The sequence below is a fragment of the Legionella rowbothamii genome, from assembly GCF_900639985.1.
GTDB classification, from domain to species: domain Bacteria; phylum Pseudomonadota; class Gammaproteobacteria; order Legionellales; family Legionellaceae; genus Legionella; species Legionella rowbothamii.
The window spans coordinates 58,324-81,347 of the sequence record NZ_CAAAIM010000004.1; the positions used below are offsets into that span (position 1 = coordinate 58,324).

Below are 23,024 nucleotides of genomic sequence, written 5' to 3' on the forward strand. Positions count from 1 at the left end.
GGAGAGGATCCTCTTTTAATCTTAGCAGAATATTAATTATGCATTTTAAGCAAAACATGGTCTATATTTACTTATGTGAACCACGGACATGGAGTTCCAAATGAAGAATAATAATTTAGCAGTAAAATGTAGCAGTTTAAATCGTCTTATTATTGCCTTATTTTTATTTGCTAGTCCATTAGCAGGAGCTTATGCCGCGTGTTGCGCAGGTCATGGTGGGGTAGCCTCGTGCAATAAAACAACCGGGGTGCAGATGTGTAAGGATGGCACTGCCTCTCCAACCTGTACTTGTCCTAAGTCAAAAAGCCCGAAGGCTGTGACACCTAAAACGACCACTACAACAAATAAAGCAACGAAAACAGTCCCTGCGACAACTAAGAGCACAACCAAGTCCACAACTACTACAACAACAAAACCCAAAAGTAGCTGGTGGGGCGGTAAATCAAAAACCACAACAACCCCTACAACTACCAAGGGAACTACTACTTCTGGTAGCACTAAAGGTTGTTGTTCTAATCATGGTGGTGTTGCTCGATGTGACAAATCTACAGGTCACTTAGTTTGTAAAGATAATACTCAATCACCATCCTGTACTTGCCATTAAACACGGCATATTTGTGGCACTTGGGCATCTGTATCGTTTGAAACTCCTGACTCTACTAAGCAACTAGGGTTAGGAGTCATGTCCTCTAGAAGATCGGACTGAGAATCTGGTGTACAGCGTTCACTATTGCCACATGTGGGCATTCGTCTCATCATGCTTGTATGGGACATTGTTTGACTCTGAGTTTCTTGAGCCTCTTCTGCCAAATGTTCAAGTGGTTGATTTTTGAATCGATAAACATTCCACAAGATAAGGCAGGCTTGGGACATCATTAGAACAACGCCTATCGCAGGGGGGATCGTGATGCCTGCGGTAATAAATAAGAGTCCGGAGGCGCCGACCATACCAAAATTGTAGGTAAAACTTCCCACCATATTTTGATTGATATTCGCGACTGTTTGTTTTGAAATAGCAAACAATGAGGCAATTGCCATTAATGCACCTGGATGAATTACGGCATCAGCGGCTTCTTGAGTAACTTGGTCTCCAGACGCAATAGCCCCACTAAAATCGCTTGCAGCCATAGCTTCCGCATCATTTCCTGCATCACCAAACATGGCTACCTTACGTCCTCTGTTTCTTAAATCCTGGATATAAATTGTCTTTTGATTTGAAACACACTCTGCATATACATGTTCAGGATTGATGCCAAGTCTTTTCGCATAGCGGCGAGCTGTTTCTCTGGCTGCTCCCGTGCATAGGTGAATTTCTTTACCCATGTTTTTTAAGGCATTGATCGTACGAATAGCATCGTTGCGCAGCGGGTCAGTCATTACCATATAGCCAATGATGGTTTTATCTCGAGCAACTAAGACTAGGTCATCTCCACTTTCTAGCTCAGGTAAGGTTGCATCTCTAGGGAGCTCTATTCCTTGCTTTTTCATTAAGGAGAGGCTACCGATGATGTAGTTGCTGCTATTAATTTCCCCAATGATTCCTGAGTGGTGCTTTTTATTTAATTCAGTTACTTCTAACTCATCTGAATTATCGTCTTTTGTATACGCATAAATGGCTTTGCCTGTAGGATGTTTGGACCATTTTTCCAGAGCTGCGCAAATTTTGCGGAGTTGCGATTCAGATATTTCTTGCTCATTGAGTGCTTTTATCTGTTTGACTTCAGGAATACCCGTCGTTAGGGTGCCATTCAAATCAAAAATAACTGTATCTATGTGCTCGGCATGTTGTAGCACTTTAGTGCTCTTAAATTGCACCCCATTTTCAGCTGCTTTATGCATCCCGGAAGTCACAGCAAGAGGAATAATTAAGCCTAATGTACAAGGACAAGCGCTTACCAAAATTGATGCCACGCATTGAATTGCAGCGGTTATTGAGAAAAATAGGCCAATGGCAGTTCCCGCGGTTAATGCAAGTAATAGCACCAAGGGAATGAAGTATTCTAAAAGCTGTACTGCTTGTAGCTCAATAGGGGATTTATCTAAAGCTGCCTTGGCAATTTGGGTGTCGAGGCGGGAAAGATAGGAATTTTGATAGTTTCTGCTAACGCGAATTTTTAACGGGGCTGCATTTTCCGCAAGGCGCATTCCTGCAAGCACTTTAGCTTCAGGCATGAAATGGCGGGGAAGAATTGCTCCAGTAGTAATCGTATTATAAATAGTGCTTTCTTCAAGACATATTCCATCTAACGGGATAATCTCTCCTGGCTTAACCAGGATGACATCACCGGGTTGAATGTGGGTTAACAGCGCATTTTCTTCATGTTCTGCAGCGTCATCTTCAATGTTTGTGCTAATTTTTCTAACTATTTTAGATGCTCGATCTTGGAATTTAGCCGTCCCAATGCGTGCTTTAATACTGTCTTCGATACCAAGGCCAATATGTCTAAAACCATAGATAAGTAGAGCAGCATCGAACATCATAGGCAGCCAAGGGGCATATAATGAAGCAAGAGAAATAACCAGGATCAAGCTTGTACTTAGGGCGAAGAGGCTGTCCATGGTTAGGGCGCGGCTTGCTCGCCATTTTTTCCATGCATCAACATAGGAGTTTGCACCTAATGCTAAAGTTAACATAGTGCTGAGTGCTGCAAGTGGCAGCATCACTGCAAGTGACATGGATGCACCGCTTAGGCAAGCGATTAACACAATAACGCCGGCACCACAGCCGAGAAATCCCTTAAACCAATGTGACGAAAAATACTTTTTTGCTTGGCTAATGAAGAGCTCGCTGAGTTGAGGAGAGGATTTCGGTGAAGGCGGTTCTATAGCCATGGCTTCTTCTAGAACTGGGGGGGTATGCTCTACTCGAAGTGCTTCTTGGGATTCCTCTAGGAGTGGCAGTGTTACTGGAAGCTCTTCTGGGGGAGTGTAGTCATATTCTTTACAGGTAAACCCGAGGTCTTCAATGTATTGTTTTATTTCTTGCCAGCTTGTTAATTGCGTGTCAGGCGAATCCGAAATAACCATGGTGGTCCTTTTGGGATCTCTAAATTGTGAAAAATCGACATCAAATGCCTCAAGCACGAGGGATTTTGCAGCTAGCTTCTGGGTTACAATACGATGAATACGGCCACTACAGCCACCACAAGTCATTCCGGAAACATAAAAAGTTAAAGTCTTAGACATATTTACCCGCTAAATTTGATTTTTATTTTATCTTTTAGTTTATTTGTGAGTCAGTAGCTGAAATTGACCTAAAAACAGTATGTTACAATTTGAGTGAAATCATATCACATGTGACATTTTTTGCACCCTTTTTTTGCAAAATTGTTAATTTATCTTTATATAAAGGCTTTAACAGGCTCTTGCTCTGGAAATTAATGGATTTAATTAAATCAATTGGTTTTTTATCGAACAGGTTATTATGCTCGAAGTTCTTTAGAGATATAAAAATTGGATGACAGCATAACTGCTTATCGCTATGCTTGAACCACTTTTTAGAAACAACGGAACATTCAATTTTGAGTTCTTTATCATCGAGAAAAGAAAGTTGGTTAGCAATTATTTTTGCGGTTTATTGTACTTATTATTTAATCGTCTCCATAGCGGCGGCATGGGGGTTTACCACCGACGATGCCTACATTACCTGGCTTTATGCACGTCAGTTGGCCGAGGGAGAGGGGATTAACTGGCCTGCGTTGTTACCTCGGGTTGAAGGATATTCAAATTTTCTTTGGCTTTTAATGGCTTCTTTAAGTTTTAAGCTACATTGGCCTGTTGTGTTGACGATGAAATGGATTTCCGTTTTTAGTTTAGGCTCGGCGCTGTTTTTTTTATATCGTTTGAGCCGGCTTTTTTTAAGTCCTTTATTGGCAATGCTCCCAGTGTTCATTTTTAGCCATTATACGGGAGTGGTTTGGTGGACGGTTAGTGGATTAGAAAGTGCTTTTTTCTGTGCTTTATCCCTATTATTAACATGGCAATGTGCAGTGGCTTTGGGGTTTTCTCCTGTGTTAGAGCAGTCAACAGGAGATAGTCGATTATCTACTCGGGCTTGGGCTATCACTAATATTAGCTTGCTATTACTTGGTTTAACCCGATTTGAGGGAATCGTTTGGGCTGTCCCTGTTGTCCTATTTATTTTTTGTCAGTGGAAATCAAAACGCATAAGCACGATGCTGCTGAGCAAAAAAAAGGGCTATTTATGGGGAATCATTACGCTGGTATGTTTGGTGCTTCCTTATACAATTTATTTTATTTGGCGTGTGCGTTATTTTGGGCATTGGATTCCAAATAGTTACCAATGTAAAGCTTTTTTGACCGGACAGCGTGGGGTGGTTGATCTTGATTATATCCGCGTCATTATCCCTTTAATTGTCGCCTCTTTGCCTTATTTGTTGGCGCCTAAAGATTGCCGACATATCCTGTTGTGGTTGCCTTCCGTGCTCTATGGACTAATGTTATGGGGGGCGGATCCTGTTTTAGCACATATGCTACGTTTATTTTTAGCTCCTTTCGCGCTCTTTTCTTTGTTAGCAGTTTTGGGAGTATTCGAGTTTTTACATTATTTTAATATAGTAAAAGAAGATTTAAAGCTGCTCGTTTGCTTTATCTTTATTTTCATAACGTTTTTATTAATCCCGAGGGATAATTTGGCTTCTCTCCATGTTTTGGCCAACAATTACCAAAGTCGGAATCAAAGCAGGTTATTGATTGCCCGATTATTGAATGAGCAGGCAGCAAAGGGGGATACTATTTTATTAGGGGATTGTGGGGTAATTCCTTTTAATGCTCGCTCTGATTTACGTTTTATTGATAGCCAGTGCTTGAATAACGCGGAGTTAACACAACCACCTTATAACAGTAACTTTGCCTTATATGCCTCTTATATTCGTGAGCAGGTAAAACCCAATTGGGTTATTATCAGTAAGCCAGTCCTTGAGGCTCGGTGTGATTTCTTAATAAACCTACTCGAAGGCTCTGACTTTTTGACACATTATCAGTTTGTTGCTCGGTTTGAGTCGGGACCTGTTGCACGTAATGCGCAAGGACGTTCGCAAAAGACGATTGATAATGTTTATTTGGTGTATAAAAGAGCTTCATAGATGTAGGTTGGTCTGTTAAGCCCCGCATTGGGTGTGTGGTGGAGACCATTTTTTCTGGGGATTAACAGCCCAGCCTACCTTCCGGCACGTTTTGAGCTTTAGTCGCATGAATTATCATAGCAGATGATAAAAAAACTGTGGGCCTTAAGGCCCACATGATGAGATTATTGAGATGAGTTTGTTGTTGAGCCCGAGCCAGTGAAGTTCCCGCTAGGTTGTGTTGAGCGAGTATTTTGCAAAAGCATAATGCTGTTTGTAAGTAAAATACGCTCTTGTATTTGGCGACCTAAGTACATTTGATAATTAATTTCAGCCAATAAGGTTGCAATTTCTTTTTCGACCGTTGCTGGAGAAGCTGTATTAATTTGATTGATCCATTGATTATTTTGGCTCATATCCGCATTAAATAATCTCCAAGTCGCCATTTGAAACTCACTCAATGCTTGGCTTGCTGGTGCCTGCCCGGTAGTACTTTGGTTTTGTGGTAGCCTTTTTGACATAATGAAATATAAATTACTTAGTCCTACAGAGTATTGCGCTGCATAGGTCCGTAGTGAAGTAAAATAATTATTAAGCGTAGTTTTCGCTTGTATTTGTTCAAGTGTAGGCTGCTGAGAACCGCTTGATGCTGTTGCGGTACTATATAAGGTATCATAGGACTTAAGATTGGGTAATTGTAATGGTGTTACAGAGCCAGAAACATAGCGAATAAAATTCGCAGCTTGCTGAGCCTGATTTTGTGCATTTAAGCCTTGATTTTGGGAGTTAGATTGGCCAGATGTAGGTATAGTTGAACCTGTATTGCTCGATGTACTTTGGGTTGAATACAAAAGTGGCGCAGTTAGATTATTGCTATTTAACTGGCTTAAAAATTGCTGGTTATATTGATATGTAAAATATTGGTAAGTCGAGGGAAGTTCCCCAATGATATTCGAAGAAACCACGCTTGCTGGTACTAGGTTACCACCATTGGCATTAGAGGAGCATCCGACCCAAGCAGTGCCATCGTAGTTCATACAATAGCTGTTATCTGGTGTACCGAGTATATTTAATATTCCTTGATTCACAGGGTCTTGTTGAAAGGTCTGCTGGTCAATATTATTGACAACGGACACCTTGCCTTGCTGTTGGGATGAGGGGTTACTGAAGTTTTGTGCATTGAAGGTGTTATTGGCCCAAGCATTTATTGATGAGGCACCAGCTACTTCTCCTGGAACGATTTGACTTAAGGCAGCACTGAAGGCGTTAACAGGGAGGGCGCCTAAAAAGGTATTAAACATGTAGGTTTGCACAACTTGGGTTGTGCTGGCATTAAGTAGGGTTTGACTTACTGTGCTGTTATTCTTGGTAGGCGATTGAGTAATGTTATACCCTAAATAGCCACCAAGATTTACTAAATATTCTACTAAATTTTGTGTGTTGGTTGCTGTTTGCTGGGTGCCGTACTGGGAAAGGTCATCTGCTACAGCGGGCAGTGCCGTCCAGCAAAACAAATTAATCACAGCGAATTTTGATAGTCGTTTCATCATTCATCCCCTTCAAGTGCGCGCAAAACGAGTTTGAGTCGATATTGACAAAAAACTCGCGATAATAAGCGTAAACGTTCAAATACAATGTTTCTCTTAAGAAAAACTCCTGCAGGATCATGGCTTCCAGTACTCGTTTCTTCCGCATGTATTAGGACACGTGAAGCGCTTCCCGGATGAACTGTATCGATTGCTTGCAACAAACGTAGTCCTCTCCCTGATTTAATATTTCCTACGATACGAATGAACTTTTCCTCTTCAGACAGGAGTCCTAAATCGATTTTTTCAATGTCGTCAAGCTCCTTACCCAACTGCTCCATAGCAGCCTCAAATTCGGGATTTCCATCGAGGGTCCAGTCCTCAACACTTTCCATAAAAGTAATAACGCGGTAGATCATCGGGTCGATATATTCAAACCAATATTGGGAGGATGCTTCATGGCTAAGATCGGGCATGATTTACTCTTTTTTTACTGTGTTAGATTAATGGACGAATTCATTACTTACTACTATAGTATATTATGAAGGGTAAAAGATAGATTTCTAATTTAAAGAAGTAAAAAATATGAAGAAGCAATCAGAATCGAGAATTGTAAAGCTTATTAGCAGTATTCTAAATGTTCGCGCATGGTTTGATTGGGAACGGGTGAGGTCTTTTACTCTATACCTATCTAATGGATTTAAACGATTGTTTGTACCACAACAGAATAAGGAGGTTGAGTCCTTTGAAGAGGCCGCAACTAAATTAAATCTTAATGATACAACCTTAATGACAAAGCAAAAAGCATTGTTTCGTTTAAGTATCGTCATGCTAATCGCAGCAGGCCTGATTTTGGGCTATGCCGGTTATCAACTTTTTTATGGTTCATTTATGGCGGTTTTAGTGAGCTTAATAGTCACATTAATCGCATTGGCATTGGCTTTTCGCTACCATTTCTGGTACTACCAAATTAAAAGTCGTAAGTTGGGTTGTACCTTTGACGAATGGTTCAGGCAAGGATTATTAGGGGAGAAAAAATGAGCAATTTTCTTACAAAAACTATACTCCTCTTCCTCTTCCCCGCTTTGGCTTTAGCGGATAACTCGCTGACTTTTGCCCCGCCGGCCAGTGACTATTCAATTGTGTTTTTGGGTAATTTGTTTGGTATCGTCGATGGCGTGATCAGCGGTACGGGCAGCCAAATAATGGGTAGCATGTTTGGGGTGTTTAACTCTGCCGTTTTAGCTTTAGGCGGTATGATTATAATGTACACCCTACTCGTCTCGACTATGAATACAGCCCATGAAGGACAAATGTTAGGGCAAAAATGGTCTTCTATTTGGATTCCAGTACGTTCCACCGTAGGTTTATCCTTATTAATCCCTAAAGCATCCGGTTATTGCTTGATGCAAATTTTTGTTATGTGGATTGTGGTACAAGGTGTTGGAGCCGCAGATAAAGTTTGGAATGCGGCTTTAAGTTATTTGAACCGTGGGGGCGTTATAATCCAAGCCCAACAAGTAAACCCTGCCTCAGCGCTTGTTAATGGTTCTGCCGGAATGTCAGGCATTGCTTCAGGCGCGATGAATATTCTTGCAGGTCAAGTGTGTATGCTGGGTTTGCAAACACAGCTACAAAATCAGCGGCAAAATTATTTAAATCAAAAGGCAAAAAACTCAGGGCCTTGTTCGGGAACACCTTCCGGAACTATGGCTACGTTCTGTAATACTTCTGTTCCTGATTTTCTTGGTTCGGTCAATGCAGTGACTACGCAAAATAATAATCCCACTGCAAGTTATTGGACCGTGTCAATGCCTAATTTTGACACTGGTTCTCCCTATAATTTCTTAAATGGTATTTGCGGCCAGATCCGCTGGAATAATATTAATACCCTTACTTCAACTACGAATACCACAACCAAATCTGATAATGCCGTGTTGTCAGCTCTCAAAACGACCTTTGGTATTAAACCCTCAAGTAGTACTGTATCTAATACCAATAATGTGGGAGGCAACTCAAGTGCTTTGGGTTCTAGTCAGGGAGTGGTTGGTGAAACAACGAGCATAGGGGGTGTTTCTCTTACACCCGATGAGTTACAAACCGCACAGCTGTCACGGGCAATTGCCATCCAACAAATGTATGTGGATTTATCTAATGTAACCCAAACTATAATTGGTAATGCTCCAGGATTTGCGGCACCAGGTTCGAATAATTCAAGCAGCTCTACGCCATTTATTGCCAATTTGGCAAATCAGCAGTTTGGAGTACCTTATACTCAAAACTCGACTGTATGTTCATCATATGGTCAAAATTGCTTGATTTGGGGGCCTGCTGCAGGGAGTGCTGGTGGCGGCACATTGTTTAATGGAACAGAGTTTATTAATGCAATAAATGATTATAACGGCATTATGATGCCAACGCTAAACCTGCTAACTCAAATGAACGATAGTGCTAATGCCAGTAATGCACGAGCATTCATTGCCCAAGCCTCCACCCAAGGCTGGATTATGGCAGGAGCTTACTTCTTTAATCTAGTACAAATTCAGGGTAGTGCGACCCAAAACGCGAGCATGACAGATAGTAATACCGGTTTGGATCAAAGCTCTTTTGATGCAACCCAGATTACCTCGCCTTTTGGTGATAATGGCAGTTGTAGTGGAGGCTCTTACTCAACATTGTGTACTTGGTTTGGTGGGAATCGTTCACCTATAGCAATGGTGCAATCATTAATTGACGGTTCTGGTATTTCATCTCCTACCTCTACCTCGGCAAGTAGTCTTGTGCCTAAACCTAATATGACAGCAAATCCTAATAGACCTGCCGTTCCTAGTTTACAATCATCGACAGTCTATGGCTTTGTCAATAACTCAGTAATGATGCAAACGCCAGGACAACCCGGTTTAAAACCTTTGACCTTTGCGAATACCATTAACTTCCATGTTGATACGTCATTATATACATTACAACAACAAAGCTTCTCATGCGGTAAGGTTCAGATCTTGTTCTTCTCCTTCTGTTTAGGACAATTGTTGGGGAACTTATTCTATAATGTCATATTCCTCTTCATCTATAACACCTTGATGCAGATTTTTGGACAGATAATTAACCAGGTAGTCATGGCATTCCTGATGATTCCTCTGAGTGGTATGGCTGATATCTTTAAACAAGGGGTGCAAGTTCTCTCTGCTCCAGGAGTTAACCCTATTGTGGCTTTAGCAAATATGGGGACCCAATACATTAACTTCTCTGGTAACCTCTGGCTTATGTTACTAAATATGGCGGTTACCAGTGCGTTAATCCCGGTGTTTGGTATCTTTATCTTTGCGTTGATTTCTTTGGCTCTGCCTCTTTTACTCGCTTGGGTAGGGGTTATGACCACCATAGGCTTTACTACGGCATATTATATTCCGATATTGCCTTACATGATCTTCACTTTCGGTGCGATGTCATGGTTGATTTCGGTGATTGAAGCGATGGTGGCCGCACCAATAGTGGCCTTAGGGGTAACTCACCCTGAAGGGCATGATGCCTTCGGTAAAGGTGAAGCGGCAATCATGATCTTAATCAACGTCTTTTTAAGGCCATCGATGATGATTATTGGATATATTGCTGGTATTGCCTTGTCGTACGTTGGCGTATGGATTCTTAACTCCGGATATGATACAGCCATTGCCTTTATTCAACAGGACAATACGCATAAGAGTGGCCTAGGCACGGCGATTTCAACCTTAGGCGGCGGGGTCGATGACATGGCTTCAGGTACTGGAGGTTATTCGGATTGGGCTGGTGTTTATGCCTTCTTCTTCTCGATTTTGACCTACACGTCGATGTATTTAGTATTAATACAAAAATCCTTTACCTTAATATCCTATTTACCTGATAAGGTATTACGCTGGATTGGAGGTAACCCTGAAAGCTTAGGACAAGAGTCCGCACAATGGGCTGGTGAGGTTCAAAAGCAACAAGATGCCGGTATTAAAGAAACCCGAGATGCTCAAGGTCAAATTGACAAGCAACTTGGTGGTATTGGTATGAAAGGACTCAATAAAGCTAAAGGTGCCATCGGTAGTGGTGGCGGCGGCAGCGGTAGCGTTGAGGCTACTAGTGGTAAAAGTGGCGGCGGTGGCGGCGGCGGTAAAGGCGGCGGTCTTGGTGGCAAACTCAAAGGTCTTGGTGGTGAGGGCGGTTAACCAGAATAGGTTATTTATTGAAATTAGGTCTGTTTACATTTCGGTGGTTAAACTGGGATGTACACAGACCTTAGTGTTTTAATGAGTTGAGGTTTAGTGTGATTGTAACGGATGAAATAAATTACAATGACGCGAATACAATCTGCAAAGGATTCATCGCGTACAACAAAGACTTTTCATCGCCACGGCCCACGGTGATGGTTGCCCATGATTGGGGGGGCCGGGGTAATGAGGCATGTAATAAGGCCATACAACTTGCTAAGATGGGTTATGTGGGCTTTGCTATTGATATGTATGGGCAAGCGCAAGTAGCTTTTGAAAAGGGAGAAAAACGAGCTTTAATGACTCCTTTTATGAATGATCGTCAAATGTTAATTAAGCGAATTCAATCCGCCTTTAATTTACTCACGGAATTACCTCAGGTTGATAAAAACAATATTGCGGCTATAGGTTATTGTTTTGGTGGTTTATGTGTGTTGGATTTGGCACGTTTTGGCGTTGATGTTAAAGGTGTAGTTAGTTTTCATGGCGTGCTCAAAGCTCCAGAAGAAGAATTATTTGCTCCTATTAAAGCTAAAATATTGGTTTTACATGGCTATGATGATCCTTTGGTTAAACCAGAGCAGGTCAATCAATTTGCGATTGAAATGAGTGCTCGGAAAGCGGATTGGCAAATCCATATTTATGGTAATACTGCTCATTCATTTACTAATCCCTTAGCGAATGATGATGAGATGGGGTTGCATTACAACGAGCAGGCTGATCAACGTTCTTGGCAAACAACAGAGGTGTTTTTGAAAGAAGTTTTTTCGGAATAGGGCCGGCGCGCGCAATAGCTACGAAAACAGCTTAATCACATGCCCCCGCAACAGCTCGTTTTTTCTTTGTTCCGACAGCTGCAACTCAGTAAATAGCTGCGAGGAATAACGGGCCCATTCCTTAATATCCATCTGCGTTGTTTGCCCAAGATCCGAGCTATAAATAACGCGAGGAATGTTCTGCAATACTGCACTAAAATCTTCTTTATCCTGATGTCCTAGAAGATACGTTAATGCCGTTTGCTCAACCCAGACAAATTCATTCTGGGCTAATTCCATTAAGTCCGGTGCTTTTAAATTAACCAATGGATGGGCCGGTTGATTTAAAACTAATGCAGGTACTTTATAGCGAATACAAGCATCCACTAAGCAGTAAACCTCCTCTTGGGATGCATGTCCAGTGGTTAAAATAATTGGATAGTCATTTGCCATTTTTAAAATATCAACTACATTTTTACCTAATTGCTGTTTGCTATTAAACAGAGTTTCGCCGCGTTGGCTATATGGACTTAAATGTGGATAGCTTAATTGACGTGAAATTTTTGAGGGATAGCTGCGACCCGTAATTGTAGGAAAGTGTACCAACAATTTTGAGGGGGTTAGCGGTTGGTATTCATTCAATGCTTGCATAATGACGCGATAATTAATTCCACCTGCCAGCTGATTTAAAATCAACGAAGGAAAAACCGGTAATCCTTGTTGTTGCGCTAAGGTGGCTTGAATGCTGGTTGCACCAAGATGACTGGTTAAAAAAACGGCTCCGTGCAAGGATTGATAAATTTCTCCTGCTTGTAGTGCATTCCAGCGACGTGCATAGAGATCGGGACTTGCATGGTAATGAATATCAATAAATTGATAATCTGCTAATTTGTTCATTTCTTTTTAGCACCAAGCCAGGGTTGGTCATAACGATAATCACTTCGTGCTTGTTCCAATGAGAAACCCTCTTGAATCGCCTTAGTAATATTACGTTCGGTGAATTTTACTTTTTCCGCTTTCTCAATCACCTCGGATATTAATTGTTTTGGGATGACTAAAACCCCATTATCATCTGCAAAAATGATATCACCTGGATTAATCGTAACCTCATTAATAATCAAGGGGCATTGTTCAGCTACTTTATGAATACGATTTTTGCCTGAGCGCATGTAGGTTCCAGCGCAAAAAAGGGGGTAGTTAGCCTCGCGAATAAAGTCTACATCACGAATAGCTCCGTTGACGACCGTACCTGCTATATTCATATGCAGTGCCATTTTGGTAAGGATGGCTCCCCAGGCGGTGCAATCAATACGCCCGTTATTATCAATAACAACAACAGAGTGCTCTGGTACTGCATCGATGTAATTTGCAGCATTCTTAAATTCGGAGCTTTTTTGCTCATTAGTCGCATAGCATACGGTATAGGCGGGACCGGCCATCTTCATGCCAGGTGCTAATGCTTTTATATGTAACAACGCACCTTCAACCTTGCAGGCATCCAATGCATCCGATATTTCGGTGGTATTAAAGGTATATAGTTTTTTCAGGTATGCATCCATGGAGTTTTTTTCACTTAGCGTTGGGGTTTTATGCTGGTTTTGGGCGAAGCGCATGCATTGGTCGATAATCGCATTGGCCATATCTGTAGTGCTTGAGTTACCTCCTGCATCATAGGTTACAAACCGTCTTTTATTGATGATCACACGCACTGACTCATTAATCAGTTTGGCTTGCTCTTTATAACCGAATTGTTTAAGGAGCATGCTTATTGTTAAGAACATGGCGGTGGGGTTTGCTGTTTGGGGAGGCATGTGAGGCCCACTGCCGTGAACGGGTTCAAAATAGCACTGTTTTTTCCCAATATTGGCGCTGGGTGCAAATCCTAAACCGCCCATGACCCCAGCTCCGACATCGGATAAAATATCACCAAACATATTTTCTGCTACAATGACACCAAATTCTTCGGGGCGGCGAATAAGCCACAGCCCAACGGCATCAACATTGAGGATATCGGCATGAATATGTGGGTATTTTTGAGCTACAGACTCAAATATCTCGCGGGCAAAATGGCCACTTAGGCGTAAAACATTAGGTTTATCTGCAAAGGTGACTCGTTGCATTTGCTGTTGTTCTGCATAATGGAATGCAAATTCAAATAAACGTGTTAAGCCTCCAGTTGATTGCAAGCGCAGCGCGCAACTTAGTTCCTGGGCGGGAATCTGTTGCCAGTTTTTTTTCTTGGCGAGCAAACCAAGTATTTCTTCTGGAGGTGGAGCATAATCAAAACCCGCATAGAGTCCTTCAGTATTTTCGCGGATGATGCAAAAATTAAATGGTTTTTCGCTGGCTTGAATGGAAAAGCACGGGCGTACATTAGCGTATAAATCTAAATTTTGCCTTAGTAAAATAATTGGTGAGATGTAGCTAAGATCGCGATCGCGCAACTCAAGCGGTAACTCCTGTTGTGCTTCTCGTTGAGGTTTACTAGTGATAGCCCCTAATAAAACCGTATCGCACTCCTGGATCAGATCCCAAGTCTTTTCTGGAATAGGCGTACCTTCTTTTTGCCAACACGACCAACCAATATCGCCTAAGTGTAAGCTAATGGGTAGATCGAGTGCAGTAAATATAGGCAGCGCTGCTTTGGTAACCTCAATGCCAATCCCATCTCCGGGCAGTACGGCGATTTTAAGCTTTCTATTGAGCTCCACTTAAAACCTCCAAAATAATTTTTTGGCAATAGGCGGGGTTATCTTGCAGTACCCGCATACTGGAATGAGGCACAATCACTAATTGGCTGTTCTGAGCAGCAATAACGTTTTTATTATTCACCAGGTCTGAGTATTCGCCGATCAAATGTAAATGGAGTACATGGTTGTTTTGTATTATAGTCCTCGAGTCTGTTTGTAATACTCGGGTTAAACCAAAAATTAGCCGCTCATAGGCTTCCTCTCGGTTAAACTCAGTACTTGATAGCGGGGGCATGGGATTAGGGTAAAAAACAGGCTCATAGAGCGCCTGGAGGGCATCTTCAAGTCTATCTTGTTGGCATAAATGAATGACTAAGCCTAGCTTCTGCTTTAAGGAACTATCAGCAAACGTGGGGGTTGAAAATAAGATGATTGGCTTATTCAATGGCTGAAACAATGAAAAGCATTGTTGAATGATCACTCCACCAAATGAAAATCCGAAAAAGGCATCATAATCATTGATGTAGGTTGATAATTTTTGTTCCCAAAGTGTGTAATAAGCAGCATTGGGGAGTTCTTCCATAATGGACAGTGAGTCAAGGTAATCAAGGGTATAGTCTTCAGTGAGGAACGATAAAGTTTTAGCAATCGATGCCATATCTTCAGCGTGTGCAGAAACAGGCCCAATGACTAATATTTTCTTTTTTTGCATGTTGATGTACCTCTAGGACAATTTATTTTTTTCTTTATATGCCTTGAGATCTGCGGTAGAGAGATCAGTAATCCCTCGAATGAACTCATCCATCTCAATTGCTTCATGTCCTATTTTTAGCACATCTCGTACATAATTGGCAGCATCCAAGACATCTTGTAAGTTATATTTTTTAATGTCAATTGCATGGAGGTATGCCGTGAAAAACTCGGTTCGCAAATTACCTATGCCTTTACCCATTCCAGCAAGGGAGGCATCAATAAAACGAACTCCTGAATTGAGTGCGGCCAACGCATTTGCTTGGGCTAGGCCGATATTATCATGAGCGTGGAAACCAAAGGGAATCGACGTATCTCTCATATAGCGGTCGTAGATTTCTTTAGTGCGAGAGGGTAATAAGCTCCCATTTGAATCTGCAAAATAAATAATATCTGGTTGATGGCTACTGGCTAAACCAACTGCTTCATCTAATTCGTTATTTGTGTAATATGAAATATGAATGAAATTAACCGAGACCATCAAGCCTAGATCCTGGGCTATTTTGATTAAAGGGAGAGCAACGGGGAGTTCTCCTCGCGCAATACAGATTCTTAATAAAACCACGCCACAGGTTTTGAGTTCTTTTAGGTCTTCTTCAGTTACGTTACGGGGATGAGCCATGACTGCTATTTTTGCATTTTTAATCAAGTCACGACAAAAGAGTAAATAATCTTTGTGGCACCATCCGGCTCGCCCTAAGTCTGCAATAAAATGCAAGGAACCATTGCGATAGCCAATTTCAATGTATTCAATGCCTGAATGGTCGAGAAGGGGCAGAAACCCCTCTAATACAGTGTCCTTAAAATGAAAATTTGTTCGATGTCCACCATCTCTTAATGAGGCATCCAACATTTGTATGGAATCGGTCATATAATGCCTTTAGTCTTGAGTAATGGATACAGCACAGCGATAATTATGGCAACAATCACTGCCCTAAAATAAAATGCTGTGCGTTTATTAAAGTATAGCGAACATAAATAGGCAAAAGGGTGCCGATAGATAAAATGGCGCATTATTTTTCGGGTTACCAGATTGGCCGGTCCAGACATAGGAAGTTCATGGATGCGTATACTAGGGATTTCATTGGCTTCAATAATAACCCCCTCAGGGTATTTTATTGGTTTATTTATATCTTCACATTGTATATCAATGCCAACCAATTTGAGGTTGAGTGTATTGGCAACGCGAATCATGAGCTTGCGATTTTCTTTGCATATATTTTTATTTATATTCTCGTAGGTGCCCCCACGAGTGGCATTACTGGTGTAGCCTAAGTCTACTTTTTCCCCGATTCGAGGAATATAGTCTTCTTTTAGCCCTTGTTCTTTAAGGCAAGTATAAGCCTCTGCATCCAAACTAATAGGCCCTAAAAACTCATTGATTCGGTTGCGTTCTTTATTACTTAGTTCAATTAAGTCGTTAATGTTATGGTTCCCATCGCCAATAACAAAGGACGGATGGCGTAGTACCACCCCGATTACTTTTTGATTAAATACTAGGACCCTATAGGAGCGTAAATTGGCATGGAATTCTTCCACAATGATTTGTTCATAGCTGGCAAAGGCTTGGGTTAGTACGGTTCTTAATTCATCAAGACTTTGGATATTGCATAAAACCCCTCTGCCTTGCCGCTCATTTAATGGCTTTACCACCAAAGGAAATTCAAGCTGATCTGTTTGCTCGGTAAATGCATCATTTTCCAGCTCTTCCTTATCCACTAAAACTGCCTTAGGAACAGGAATTTCTGCTTCTTCTAGCAAGCGGTTTGCAACATATTTATGCCTGCCGATGCGGGTGCTGCTGGAATAGTTTATTGGAGGCTCGGCACCACAAAAAAAATAACGGTGTTTATGTAGGCGAAGCTCAAAACCCTCTAAAACTTCAATAGGTTTTACTGGTAAAAATAAGGCTTGAGCACTTTTATAATAACGTAAAGCGTTTCCGTTTATAGCTGTACCCCTCTAATTTAATTATTGCTGATAATCTTTTGCCCCAGCAATAATCAGTTTGTAGACGCGTTCGCTAATTATTCCTTGTTCGAATTTATTTTTGGCATCCCAGGTCATCAGTTGTCCTTTTTGTCGCACCAACTTACGTGTTGCTGCGGTGACATCATTGGGATCACTTTCTAATAAAATATCTCGGACTTCTTCATCAAATACTAGGTATTCGCGTAATGCTACCCGTTTTTCATCTACAGTGGGGACTAGCTTTTGCCAAATACATAGTCGAATGGTTTCCAGAATATCAATAGTTCGTCCCAAACGTTCTTCCCCTGCGAAGGAGGTTACGAGACGACGCATCGTTTCTGCAACTCCAGATGTATGCAAGGTGGTATATACAGGATGTCCTGTGAGTGCTGCTTCCAGAGCCGCACTAATGGTTTCTGCGTCACGACACTCCCCAACCATGATAAGACGAGGCTTGCGGCGTAAAGCGTTTCTTACTCCATCCGCAAAACTAGGCAAATGGCGAGGAATTTCAGACTGACTTACGATCGACGAAACCGTTTCAATTTCATCATAAACGAACTCAATAGGTGATTCATAGGTTAATACTTTACGATGTGAATCTTCTTTTTCAATTAAGTCGCGAATAATAGAGGCCAAAAGGGTTGATTTACCCGAGCCCGTTGCTCCGGTGATAAAAACAATTCCTTCCTGTGGTGCAACGGCATCAAGCACGATGTCAGGAAGATTCATGGTTTCTAGCTTAGGAGGAGTGGTAGGAATAGTCCTAAGGGTAATTTGAATGGCATCATGGCCTTCAACAAGACACGCTGTACCATTGACCCTATAACGATAACGCACGCCACGATTAGGGCGAAATTCATAGTGCGTATCAATATCTTTTCCTGAAAGGAGCTGGGTGGTCGCGTTAGGTCCATAAATAGAATTAATTAAATCGCCAAGCTCCGTATTGGATAAGCGGCGATTCGTAATGCGCAGCAATTTTCCATAAACTTCGGCATAGATAGGTTCACCCGTTTGAATGGTGATATCCGATGCGTTTAGTCGCTCCGTATGCTCCAACATTTTATCCATAAATAATGGTGTAAAACGTGTTGGCTCATCAGGCATTAAATGGTCTGTAGTCATAATTAAATTATCAGTTCGTCGTTGGTGTAATAACAGGCTGCCAAGATTTGTCTGTTATGATAATTTTAGACTGACTTGCCAGTTTTTCCATATTCTTAAATTGTTCCAACGCATTCTCATCTTTGGCTACAGCTGCTCGCCATTCATTACTATTGATATTTAATGCAGGTAGTGCCGTAATACGTAAGACGCGATCATCAATACGAATTTCGGAGGCATCCCCAGTAACCCCTAAGTCAGTATGGGATACATAGGGAGGAGAAACCATATTCATTGCTAATAGTTTGCGGTAAAGAATCATGCCGCCAAAGTCTTCTTTGATACGAGCAATGTTTTCTTCAAGAATAGTATTGGCTTGCTCAATACCGTTTTTCCAACCTTTAGCTACATACATACACCAAATTTTCTTCTCGATTCGAGTTTTAGGAAGCAGGGTATGGTTTGGATATTCTGGTTTAACATAATCTAACCATAAATATTGACGCCATGTTGGAGGGGTCGTCACAAAATGGGCTTGCTTTGCTACTTTATAAGTGCGATCTGCAACACGAATGTTTTGTGCATCTGCTAGATTTAAGGTATTTCTTCCTTCTAATAATACGGGCGGGAGAATATTATGCTCCAGAGTGAGTGAATTAAAATCATAGATAGTATCTAAGGTGCGCGTTTGTTTGGCCAATTGCTCATCAATAGCTTTCGCTCGCCATGCCAAGCCTGCTTGAGCTCCAAGGCTGAGGGCTGTTTCTTTAAGAGCCATTTGGCGAAATTTACCAGACTGCTTTCTGGTTCTTTCCTTGGCCGTTACATTGGCCATGGCTTGCAAACCAGCCAATGAACCGGTATCACCTAGATAAGGTGTTTTGTGACATGATGCCACCAATAAGGCAGACACCAGAACAGTGAGACTAAGAGTAAATTTTGGCATAACGTAATTCAACAACCTGACTGTTAGGGTAAACATGAATAAAAGCTTTTATTCCAGCTTGATAATCTATATCACGCAGAATTTCAGCTAAGCTTTGGTCTTTAACGGTAAGACTAATAAGTACAGGTATCGCTGGAGATTTTCCGAGAATACGTACTCTATAATGCGCAGCCTTCGCGATGCGCGCGGTCAATTCTTCAATCGGCCCGGACCAATCTACGCTTGCACGAGCTTGTAGATTATAGGCATTGGGTATAGTTAAGATATTATCTTTGTGTGGTGGCACGACTACTTTTTCTATGCGAGCCATTTCATGCATTGAATCGCTAACCGAAACTGCCGCTTCTGCCAGTTTAATGGTGGCATCATCACTAGGGTTATTTACGGGGGGCTTTTTAAAAAAGACTCCCGTAGATTTACAACTGGCAAGCAGGATTGAAGCAATTAAAAGCGTGACAAGCTTGTTGTTCATTCAAATTCTTTCGGTCTAGATAATATTGGAATGATTGAAACAGGAGCCACGCTCCTTGTCAAGTCATAACGTAAATTCTGGAAAAGAATCGCCAAAAAGCCTTGTTAAATCAATTCGCTTTTTGCTACGCTAGAGAGATTTTATCTATAAAATCAGCACTTAGTTTGAGCTTTGACTATTTGGTCGTGGTTTGGTTGTTGTTGGTAGCTTTTTTTATAGGCTATGCTGAAAAGCGCCGCATTAGGAAATGACATCAACAGTATTTGCTGGGCTTTTCAGCCCAGCTTATGCGTATCCTATAATTTTTCAAATAAACCGTAGACTACTTGGCCGGCTTTTTTGAGTTTCACAGTTCGCCAGGATTTTTCATTCAATTCGATTGCTGTTGGCGATTCCAAATAAACCAAACCACCGGGAACTAAAATATCATTCTGGGTCAGTTCCTGAATGCATTGAGGAAGGTAGTTTTGTGCAAACGGGGGATCGAGGAAAATAATATCAAATTGCTCTTTGCTGGATTGTAGATAAGCGCGGGCATCCGTCTTTATGATCTTTAATATAGGGCTATTAAAAGAGGTAATTATTTTGTGCAAATTCGCATAGGCCTGGGGTGATTGTTCCACAAAGAGGACTTGAGCCGCACCACGGGAAAAGGCTTCAAAGCCTAAAGCACCGCTGCCCGCAAAGGCATCGAGACAGCGCGCGTCTCTAATATCGTGCATTAACCAATTAAATACGGTTTCGCGTACTCGGTCAGGGGTGGGTCTTAGACCTTCAATATCGGGGAAAGATAACTTTTTCCCACGATATTGACCTCCTATAATTCGAATTTCCTGTTTCAAGATTGCCCCACTGTAACGAGAAGTAATTTATCCAGGTTTAGCTGTTGTTGGAATGCCTGTTTTATTTCGTCTTTGGTTACGGCCTTGATGCGAGCGACGTAAGTATCCAAATAATCATCTGGTAAATGGTAAAAAGTCATACGTAACAATATGGTTGCAATGCTGCGGTTGCTTGCTAAAGAGAGTGGGAAACTACCGGTAAGATATTGTTTTGCTGCATCCAGTTCTTGCTCGCTGGGGCCATTGTTGATGTAAGTGTGTAATTCCTTTTGAATGATATCCAGAGCCAGCTTAGCTTGCTGATTACGAGTTGATAAACTGATGAGAAAAGGCCCTTCTCCAGGCATGGGCGAAAATTGACTCTCAACACCATAAGTTAATCCTCGTTTTTCTCTTACTTCAATAGCCAGTCTCGAAACTAAGGAGCCACCACCTAAAATATAATTCCCCACCATCAGCGGGAAATAACGGGGATTTTGATGATCAATACCTATTTGACCAAGACGAATCATGGTTTGCGATGATGGAAAGGAGGTCTTCACATGTTCGGCTTGAGGTAGCTGCGCTGCTTGGGCAACAGGCTGAGCGGGAGTACCTTTAGGTAACTTTCCTGTAAACTGTTCGGCTAATTGGTGAGCTGTTTCACTACTAATATCCCCCACCATGACGAGTACCGCATTGGGCGCTACAAAATAACGGTGATAGAAGTCCGTTACTTGTTTTTTAGTAATAGTATTTAGTGATTTGGTGGTGCCATTAACTGGATGTGCGTAGGGATGTTGCTGGTATAAGGCCTTGAAAAATGCCCGATCCGCAACATCTTCGGGTGATTCATGGCTTTGCTCAATAGCCATTAGTAATTGTTTTTTCTCTCTGTCAAACGCCTCATCTGTAAAATCAGGCTGATTAATAATTTGGGTAAATGCTTTACTTGACTGAGCAAGGTTATCCTTACTGACCAACGAGCGCAGATTTAAAATGATCATATCTCTGCTATTTTCCACACTGAATTGTGCTCCAGTATCTGCCAATGCCTCGGCAATCGCGGTTGCATCTTGGCCCGCACTGCCTTGATTTAACAAATGGCCGGTTAAGGAGCTTAAACCATAGTGTTCTCCATCGTAGGAGGAACCTGCCGCAAATGCGAGACTAACATCCAGCATCGGTACTTCTTTTGCGGGGTAAAACACTACGTGTACGCCATTCGCTGTTTGCCATTTTTCAGTTTTAAAGTTTGTCGCTTGAGCCGGCTTGTATAAGCCGATGGTTAACGCCATAAGGCAGGTAGTTAATATTTTCATGATTTCACCTTAGGAGTGGTCTGCGGCTCTAGCTTGGCGACGGTCATATTATTGTCTTGAAAATAACGTTGAGCCGTTTGTTGAATTTGCTCCGCAGTTACCGCATTAATTGCTTGGGTATATTCATTAGCTTTGTTCCAGCCAAGTCCTACGGTTTCTAGCAAACCAAGCTCCATTGCTTGACTAAAAATCGAGTCTTTTTCATAAGTTTTTTGGGCAATGATTTGATTTTTAATGCGTTGTAATTCTTTTTCACTCACGAGATTCTTTTTCAAATCGGCCAATTGTTCAATTAAGCCTTTTTCCAAAACGTTCACGTTTTGGTTTTGGCTGGGGGCGCCATAAACGATAAATTGAGTTTGATAGCGAGTATAAAGATTGTAGTAGGTACTGGCTCCTGTCGCGATATGTTGCCCTCGGATGAGATTTTTGGCAAAACGAGCCCCTTCACCGGCATCCATAATACCAGCAATAATTTCCAGTGCATAAGGTTCATATGCTGCTTTTGCTGTCTTTACTCCAGGTACCGAATAACCAATCATCACCAGCGGCAGTTTTGCTGTGCTTTGTACCTGAATTGCTTTCTTTCCTAATGCCGGGGGTTCTTGTTGTGGCTTACGTACGGGAATTTTTCGCTGAGGAAGGGCTGCAAAATACTGTTGTGCTAACGCATGAACTTGCTCTGCATTTACATCGCCTACTACTACCAGGGTTGCGTTATTTGGTGCATAGTAGCGTTTATACCATTTTTTTATATCATCAACACTCATTTGTTTTAGATCGCTCATCCAACCAATAACTGGATGATTGTAGGGCGCGGCTAAATGAGCGGTTGCTAAAAAGCGTTCAAAGGCTAGAGCTTGGGGATTATCGTCAGTTCGTAAACGACGCTCCTCCTGGATTACCTTAATTTCTTTCGCAAATTCATCGGCACTAAGCAGTAAATTATTCATGCGATCAGCCTCAAGTTCAAAGCTGGTTGCTAAGCGGGAGGCATCGGTTTTTTCAAAAAAAGCGGTGTAATCATTGTTGGTAAACGCATTCGATTGGCCGCCAATTTCCGCGATTGTCTTAGAAAAGACCCCTAACGGGTATTTTTTAGTACCTTTAAACATTATATGTTCAATGGCATGAGAGACCCCTGTGATACCGCCAGGCTCGTCTGCGGAGCCTACGTTGTACCAAATCATGGATACCACAATAGGAGCTCGATGATCTTCTTTAACCAATATTTTTAATCCATTATTCAAGGTATACTCTTGAACTTGGCTGAAGGTTTGGCAAGATAGTACCATAAGTAAGGTGATCAATATTTTGCGCACAAATTAACCTCTAAGCAAAAAGATGA

General features: G+C 41.7%; 19 protein-coding genes. 5 read left to right on the forward strand and 14 right to left on the reverse strand.

The annotated features are described in order from the left end of the window. The first annotated feature begins 100 nt into the window (after window positions 1-100). Window positions 101-604: a hypothetical protein gene (locus E1P08_RS08390; protein ID WP_133136585.1), complete on the forward strand. Its 504-nt coding sequence runs from the start codon at window positions 101-103 to the stop codon at window positions 602-604. On the opposite strand, the gene E1P08_RS08395 is transcribed toward E1P08_RS08390, so the two are convergent. Then, entirely contained in the window at window positions 601-3,186 is a 2,586-nt protein-coding gene (locus E1P08_RS08395; protein WP_133136586.1) for a heavy metal translocating P-type ATPase, read from the reverse strand. The two genes, E1P08_RS08390 and E1P08_RS08395, sit on opposite strands and share 4 nt — an antisense overlap. A 335-nt stretch (window positions 3,187-3,521) precedes the next feature. On the opposite strand from E1P08_RS08395, the gene E1P08_RS08400 reads away from it, so the two are divergent. Next, window positions 3,522-5,105, forward strand: coding sequence for a protein LphB (locus E1P08_RS08400; protein WP_133136587.1), 1,584 nt, complete (start codon window positions 3,522-3,524; stop codon window positions 5,103-5,105). Window positions 5,106-5,269: 164 nt separating this feature from the next. Here the strand turns inward: E1P08_RS08400 and icmX are convergent, their stop codons facing one another. Both icmX and icmW read right to left on the reverse strand, forming a co-directional pair. Next, window positions 5,270-6,631: a type IVB secretion system protein IcmX gene (gene icmX / locus E1P08_RS08405; RefSeq protein WP_133136774.1), complete on the reverse strand. Its 1,362-nt coding sequence runs from the start codon at window positions 6,629-6,631 to the stop codon at window positions 5,270-5,272. Next, the gene (icmW, locus tag E1P08_RS08410) at window positions 6,631-7,086 is read right to left on the reverse strand and encodes a type IVB secretion system protein IcmW (protein ID WP_058533335.1); all 456 of its coding nucleotides are present in this window, start codon (window positions 7,084-7,086) and stop codon (window positions 6,631-6,633) included. The genes icmX and icmW overlap by 1 nt, the downstream gene beginning before the upstream one ends. A gap of 109 nt (window positions 7,087-7,195) precedes the next feature. Between icmW and icmV the strand changes: the two genes are divergently transcribed. From icmV to E1P08_RS08425, 3 genes are all read left to right on the forward strand, one after another. After that, window positions 7,196-7,651, forward strand: coding sequence for a type IVB secretion system protein IcmV (icmV, locus tag E1P08_RS08415; protein ID WP_133136588.1), 456 nt, complete (start codon window positions 7,196-7,198; stop codon window positions 7,649-7,651). After that, window positions 7,648-10,800, forward strand: a complete 3,153-nt coding sequence (gene dotA, locus E1P08_RS08420; protein WP_133136589.1) for a type IVB secretion system protein DotA — start codon at window positions 7,648-7,650, stop codon at window positions 10,798-10,800. The genes icmV and dotA overlap by 4 nt, the downstream gene beginning before the upstream one ends. 98 nt (window positions 10,801-10,898) lie before the next feature. Then, on the forward strand, window positions 10,899-11,618 hold the full coding sequence (locus E1P08_RS08425) for a dienelactone hydrolase family protein (RefSeq protein WP_133136590.1): 720 nt from the start codon (window positions 10,899-10,901) through the stop codon (window positions 11,616-11,618). An 18-nt stretch (window positions 11,619-11,636) separates the two neighbouring features. Here E1P08_RS08425 and E1P08_RS08430 read toward each other — a convergent pair whose 3' ends face one another. The 11 genes from E1P08_RS08430 to E1P08_RS08480 form a co-directional block, all read right to left on the reverse strand. Then, on the reverse strand, window positions 11,637-12,494 hold the full coding sequence (locus tag E1P08_RS08430) for a DUF6282 family protein (protein WP_133136591.1): 858 nt from the start codon (window positions 12,492-12,494) through the stop codon (window positions 11,637-11,639). Continuing rightward, window positions 12,491-14,308 (reverse strand): isocitrate/isopropylmalate family dehydrogenase, encoded by a 1,818-nt coding sequence (locus E1P08_RS08435; RefSeq protein WP_133136592.1) that lies wholly within the window; start codon window positions 14,306-14,308, stop codon window positions 12,491-12,493. Before E1P08_RS08435 ends, E1P08_RS08430 begins: the two co-directional genes overlap by 4 nt. Then, window positions 14,295-14,999, reverse strand: coding sequence for an alpha/beta hydrolase (locus E1P08_RS08440; protein WP_133136593.1), 705 nt, complete (start codon window positions 14,997-14,999; stop codon window positions 14,295-14,297). Before E1P08_RS08440 ends, E1P08_RS08435 begins: the two co-directional genes overlap by 14 nt. 12 nt (window positions 15,000-15,011) lie before the next feature. Further along, entirely contained in the window at window positions 15,012-15,908 is an 897-nt protein-coding gene (locus E1P08_RS08445; protein ID WP_133136594.1) for a beta/alpha barrel domain-containing protein, read from the reverse strand. Further along, the gene (locus E1P08_RS08450) at window positions 15,905-16,987 is read right to left on the reverse strand and encodes a UDP-N-acetylmuramyl peptide synthase (RefSeq protein WP_165485139.1); all 1,083 of its coding nucleotides are present in this window, start codon (window positions 16,985-16,987) and stop codon (window positions 15,905-15,907) included. Before E1P08_RS08450 ends, E1P08_RS08445 begins: the two co-directional genes overlap by 4 nt. Before the next feature lie 21 nt (window positions 16,988-17,008). Next, the gene (gene dotB / locus E1P08_RS08455) at window positions 17,009-18,118 is read right to left on the reverse strand and encodes a Dot/Icm type IV secretion system ATPase DotB (RefSeq protein WP_165485140.1); all 1,110 of its coding nucleotides are present in this window, start codon (window positions 18,116-18,118) and stop codon (window positions 17,009-17,011) included. Window positions 18,119-18,146: 28 nt separating this feature from the next. Then, the gene (locus E1P08_RS08460; RefSeq protein WP_133136597.1) at window positions 18,147-19,061 is read right to left on the reverse strand and encodes a type IV secretion system DotC family protein; all 915 of its coding nucleotides are present in this window, start codon (window positions 19,059-19,061) and stop codon (window positions 18,147-18,149) included. Continuing rightward, window positions 19,042-19,533 (reverse strand): type IVB secretion system lipoprotein DotD, encoded by a 492-nt coding sequence (dotD, locus tag E1P08_RS08465; RefSeq protein ID WP_133136598.1) that lies wholly within the window; start codon window positions 19,531-19,533, stop codon window positions 19,042-19,044. The genes E1P08_RS08460 and dotD overlap by 20 nt, the downstream gene beginning before the upstream one ends. A gap of 296 nt (window positions 19,534-19,829) precedes the next feature. Continuing rightward, window positions 19,830-20,375: a 16S rRNA (guanine(966)-N(2))-methyltransferase RsmD gene (gene rsmD, locus E1P08_RS08470; protein ID WP_133136599.1), complete on the reverse strand. Its 546-nt coding sequence runs from the start codon at window positions 20,373-20,375 to the stop codon at window positions 19,830-19,832. After that, a complete protein-coding gene (locus tag E1P08_RS08475) occupies window positions 20,372-21,676 on the reverse strand; it encodes a M16 family metallopeptidase (RefSeq protein WP_133136600.1) in 1,305 nt (434 codons plus the stop codon). The genes rsmD and E1P08_RS08475 overlap by 4 nt, the downstream gene beginning before the upstream one ends. Then, a complete protein-coding gene (locus E1P08_RS08480; RefSeq protein ID WP_133136601.1) occupies window positions 21,673-22,998 on the reverse strand; it encodes a M16 family metallopeptidase in 1,326 nt (441 codons plus the stop codon). The genes E1P08_RS08475 and E1P08_RS08480 overlap by 4 nt, the downstream gene beginning before the upstream one ends. Window positions 22,999-23,024 lie beyond the last annotated feature (26 nt).

Coding starts and splice junctions, on each gene's coding strand:
- dotB (WP_165485140.1), bottom strand. CDS start 18,118: ATGCCTGATGAGCCAACACGTTTTACACCATTATTTATGGATAAAATG.
- E1P08_RS08475 (WP_133136600.1), bottom strand. CDS start 21,676: ATGAAAATATTAACTACCTGCCTTATGGCGTTAACCATCGGCTTATAC.
- dotD (WP_133136598.1), bottom strand. CDS start 19,533: ATGAACAACAAGCTTGTCACGCTTTTAATTGCTTCAATCCTGCTTGCC.
- E1P08_RS08390 (WP_133136585.1), top strand. CDS start 101: ATGAAGAATAATAATTTAGCAGTAAAATGTAGCAGTTTAAATCGTCTT.
- icmV (WP_133136588.1), top strand. CDS start 7,196: ATGAAGAAGCAATCAGAATCGAGAATTGTAAAGCTTATTAGCAGTATT.
- E1P08_RS08430 (WP_133136591.1), bottom strand. CDS start 12,494: ATGAACAAATTAGCAGATTATCAATTTATTGATATTCATTACCATGCA.
- dotA (WP_133136589.1), top strand. CDS start 7,648: ATGAGCAATTTTCTTACAAAAACTATACTCCTCTTCCTCTTCCCCGCT.
- E1P08_RS08395 (WP_133136586.1), bottom strand. CDS start 3,186: ATGTCTAAGACTTTAACTTTTTATGTTTCCGGAATGACTTGTGGTGGC.
- icmW (WP_058533335.1), bottom strand. CDS start 7,086: ATGCCCGATCTTAGCCATGAAGCATCCTCCCAATATTGGTTTGAATAT.
- icmX (WP_133136774.1), bottom strand. CDS start 6,631: ATGAAACGACTATCAAAATTCGCTGTGATTAATTTGTTTTGCTGGACG.
- E1P08_RS08445 (WP_133136594.1), bottom strand. CDS start 15,908: ATGACCGATTCCATACAAATGTTGGATGCCTCATTAAGAGATGGTGGA.
- E1P08_RS08460 (WP_133136597.1), bottom strand. CDS start 19,061: ATGCCAAAATTTACTCTTAGTCTCACTGTTCTGGTGTCTGCCTTATTG.
- E1P08_RS08440 (WP_133136593.1), bottom strand. CDS start 14,999: ATGCAAAAAAAGAAAATATTAGTCATTGGGCCTGTTTCTGCACACGCT.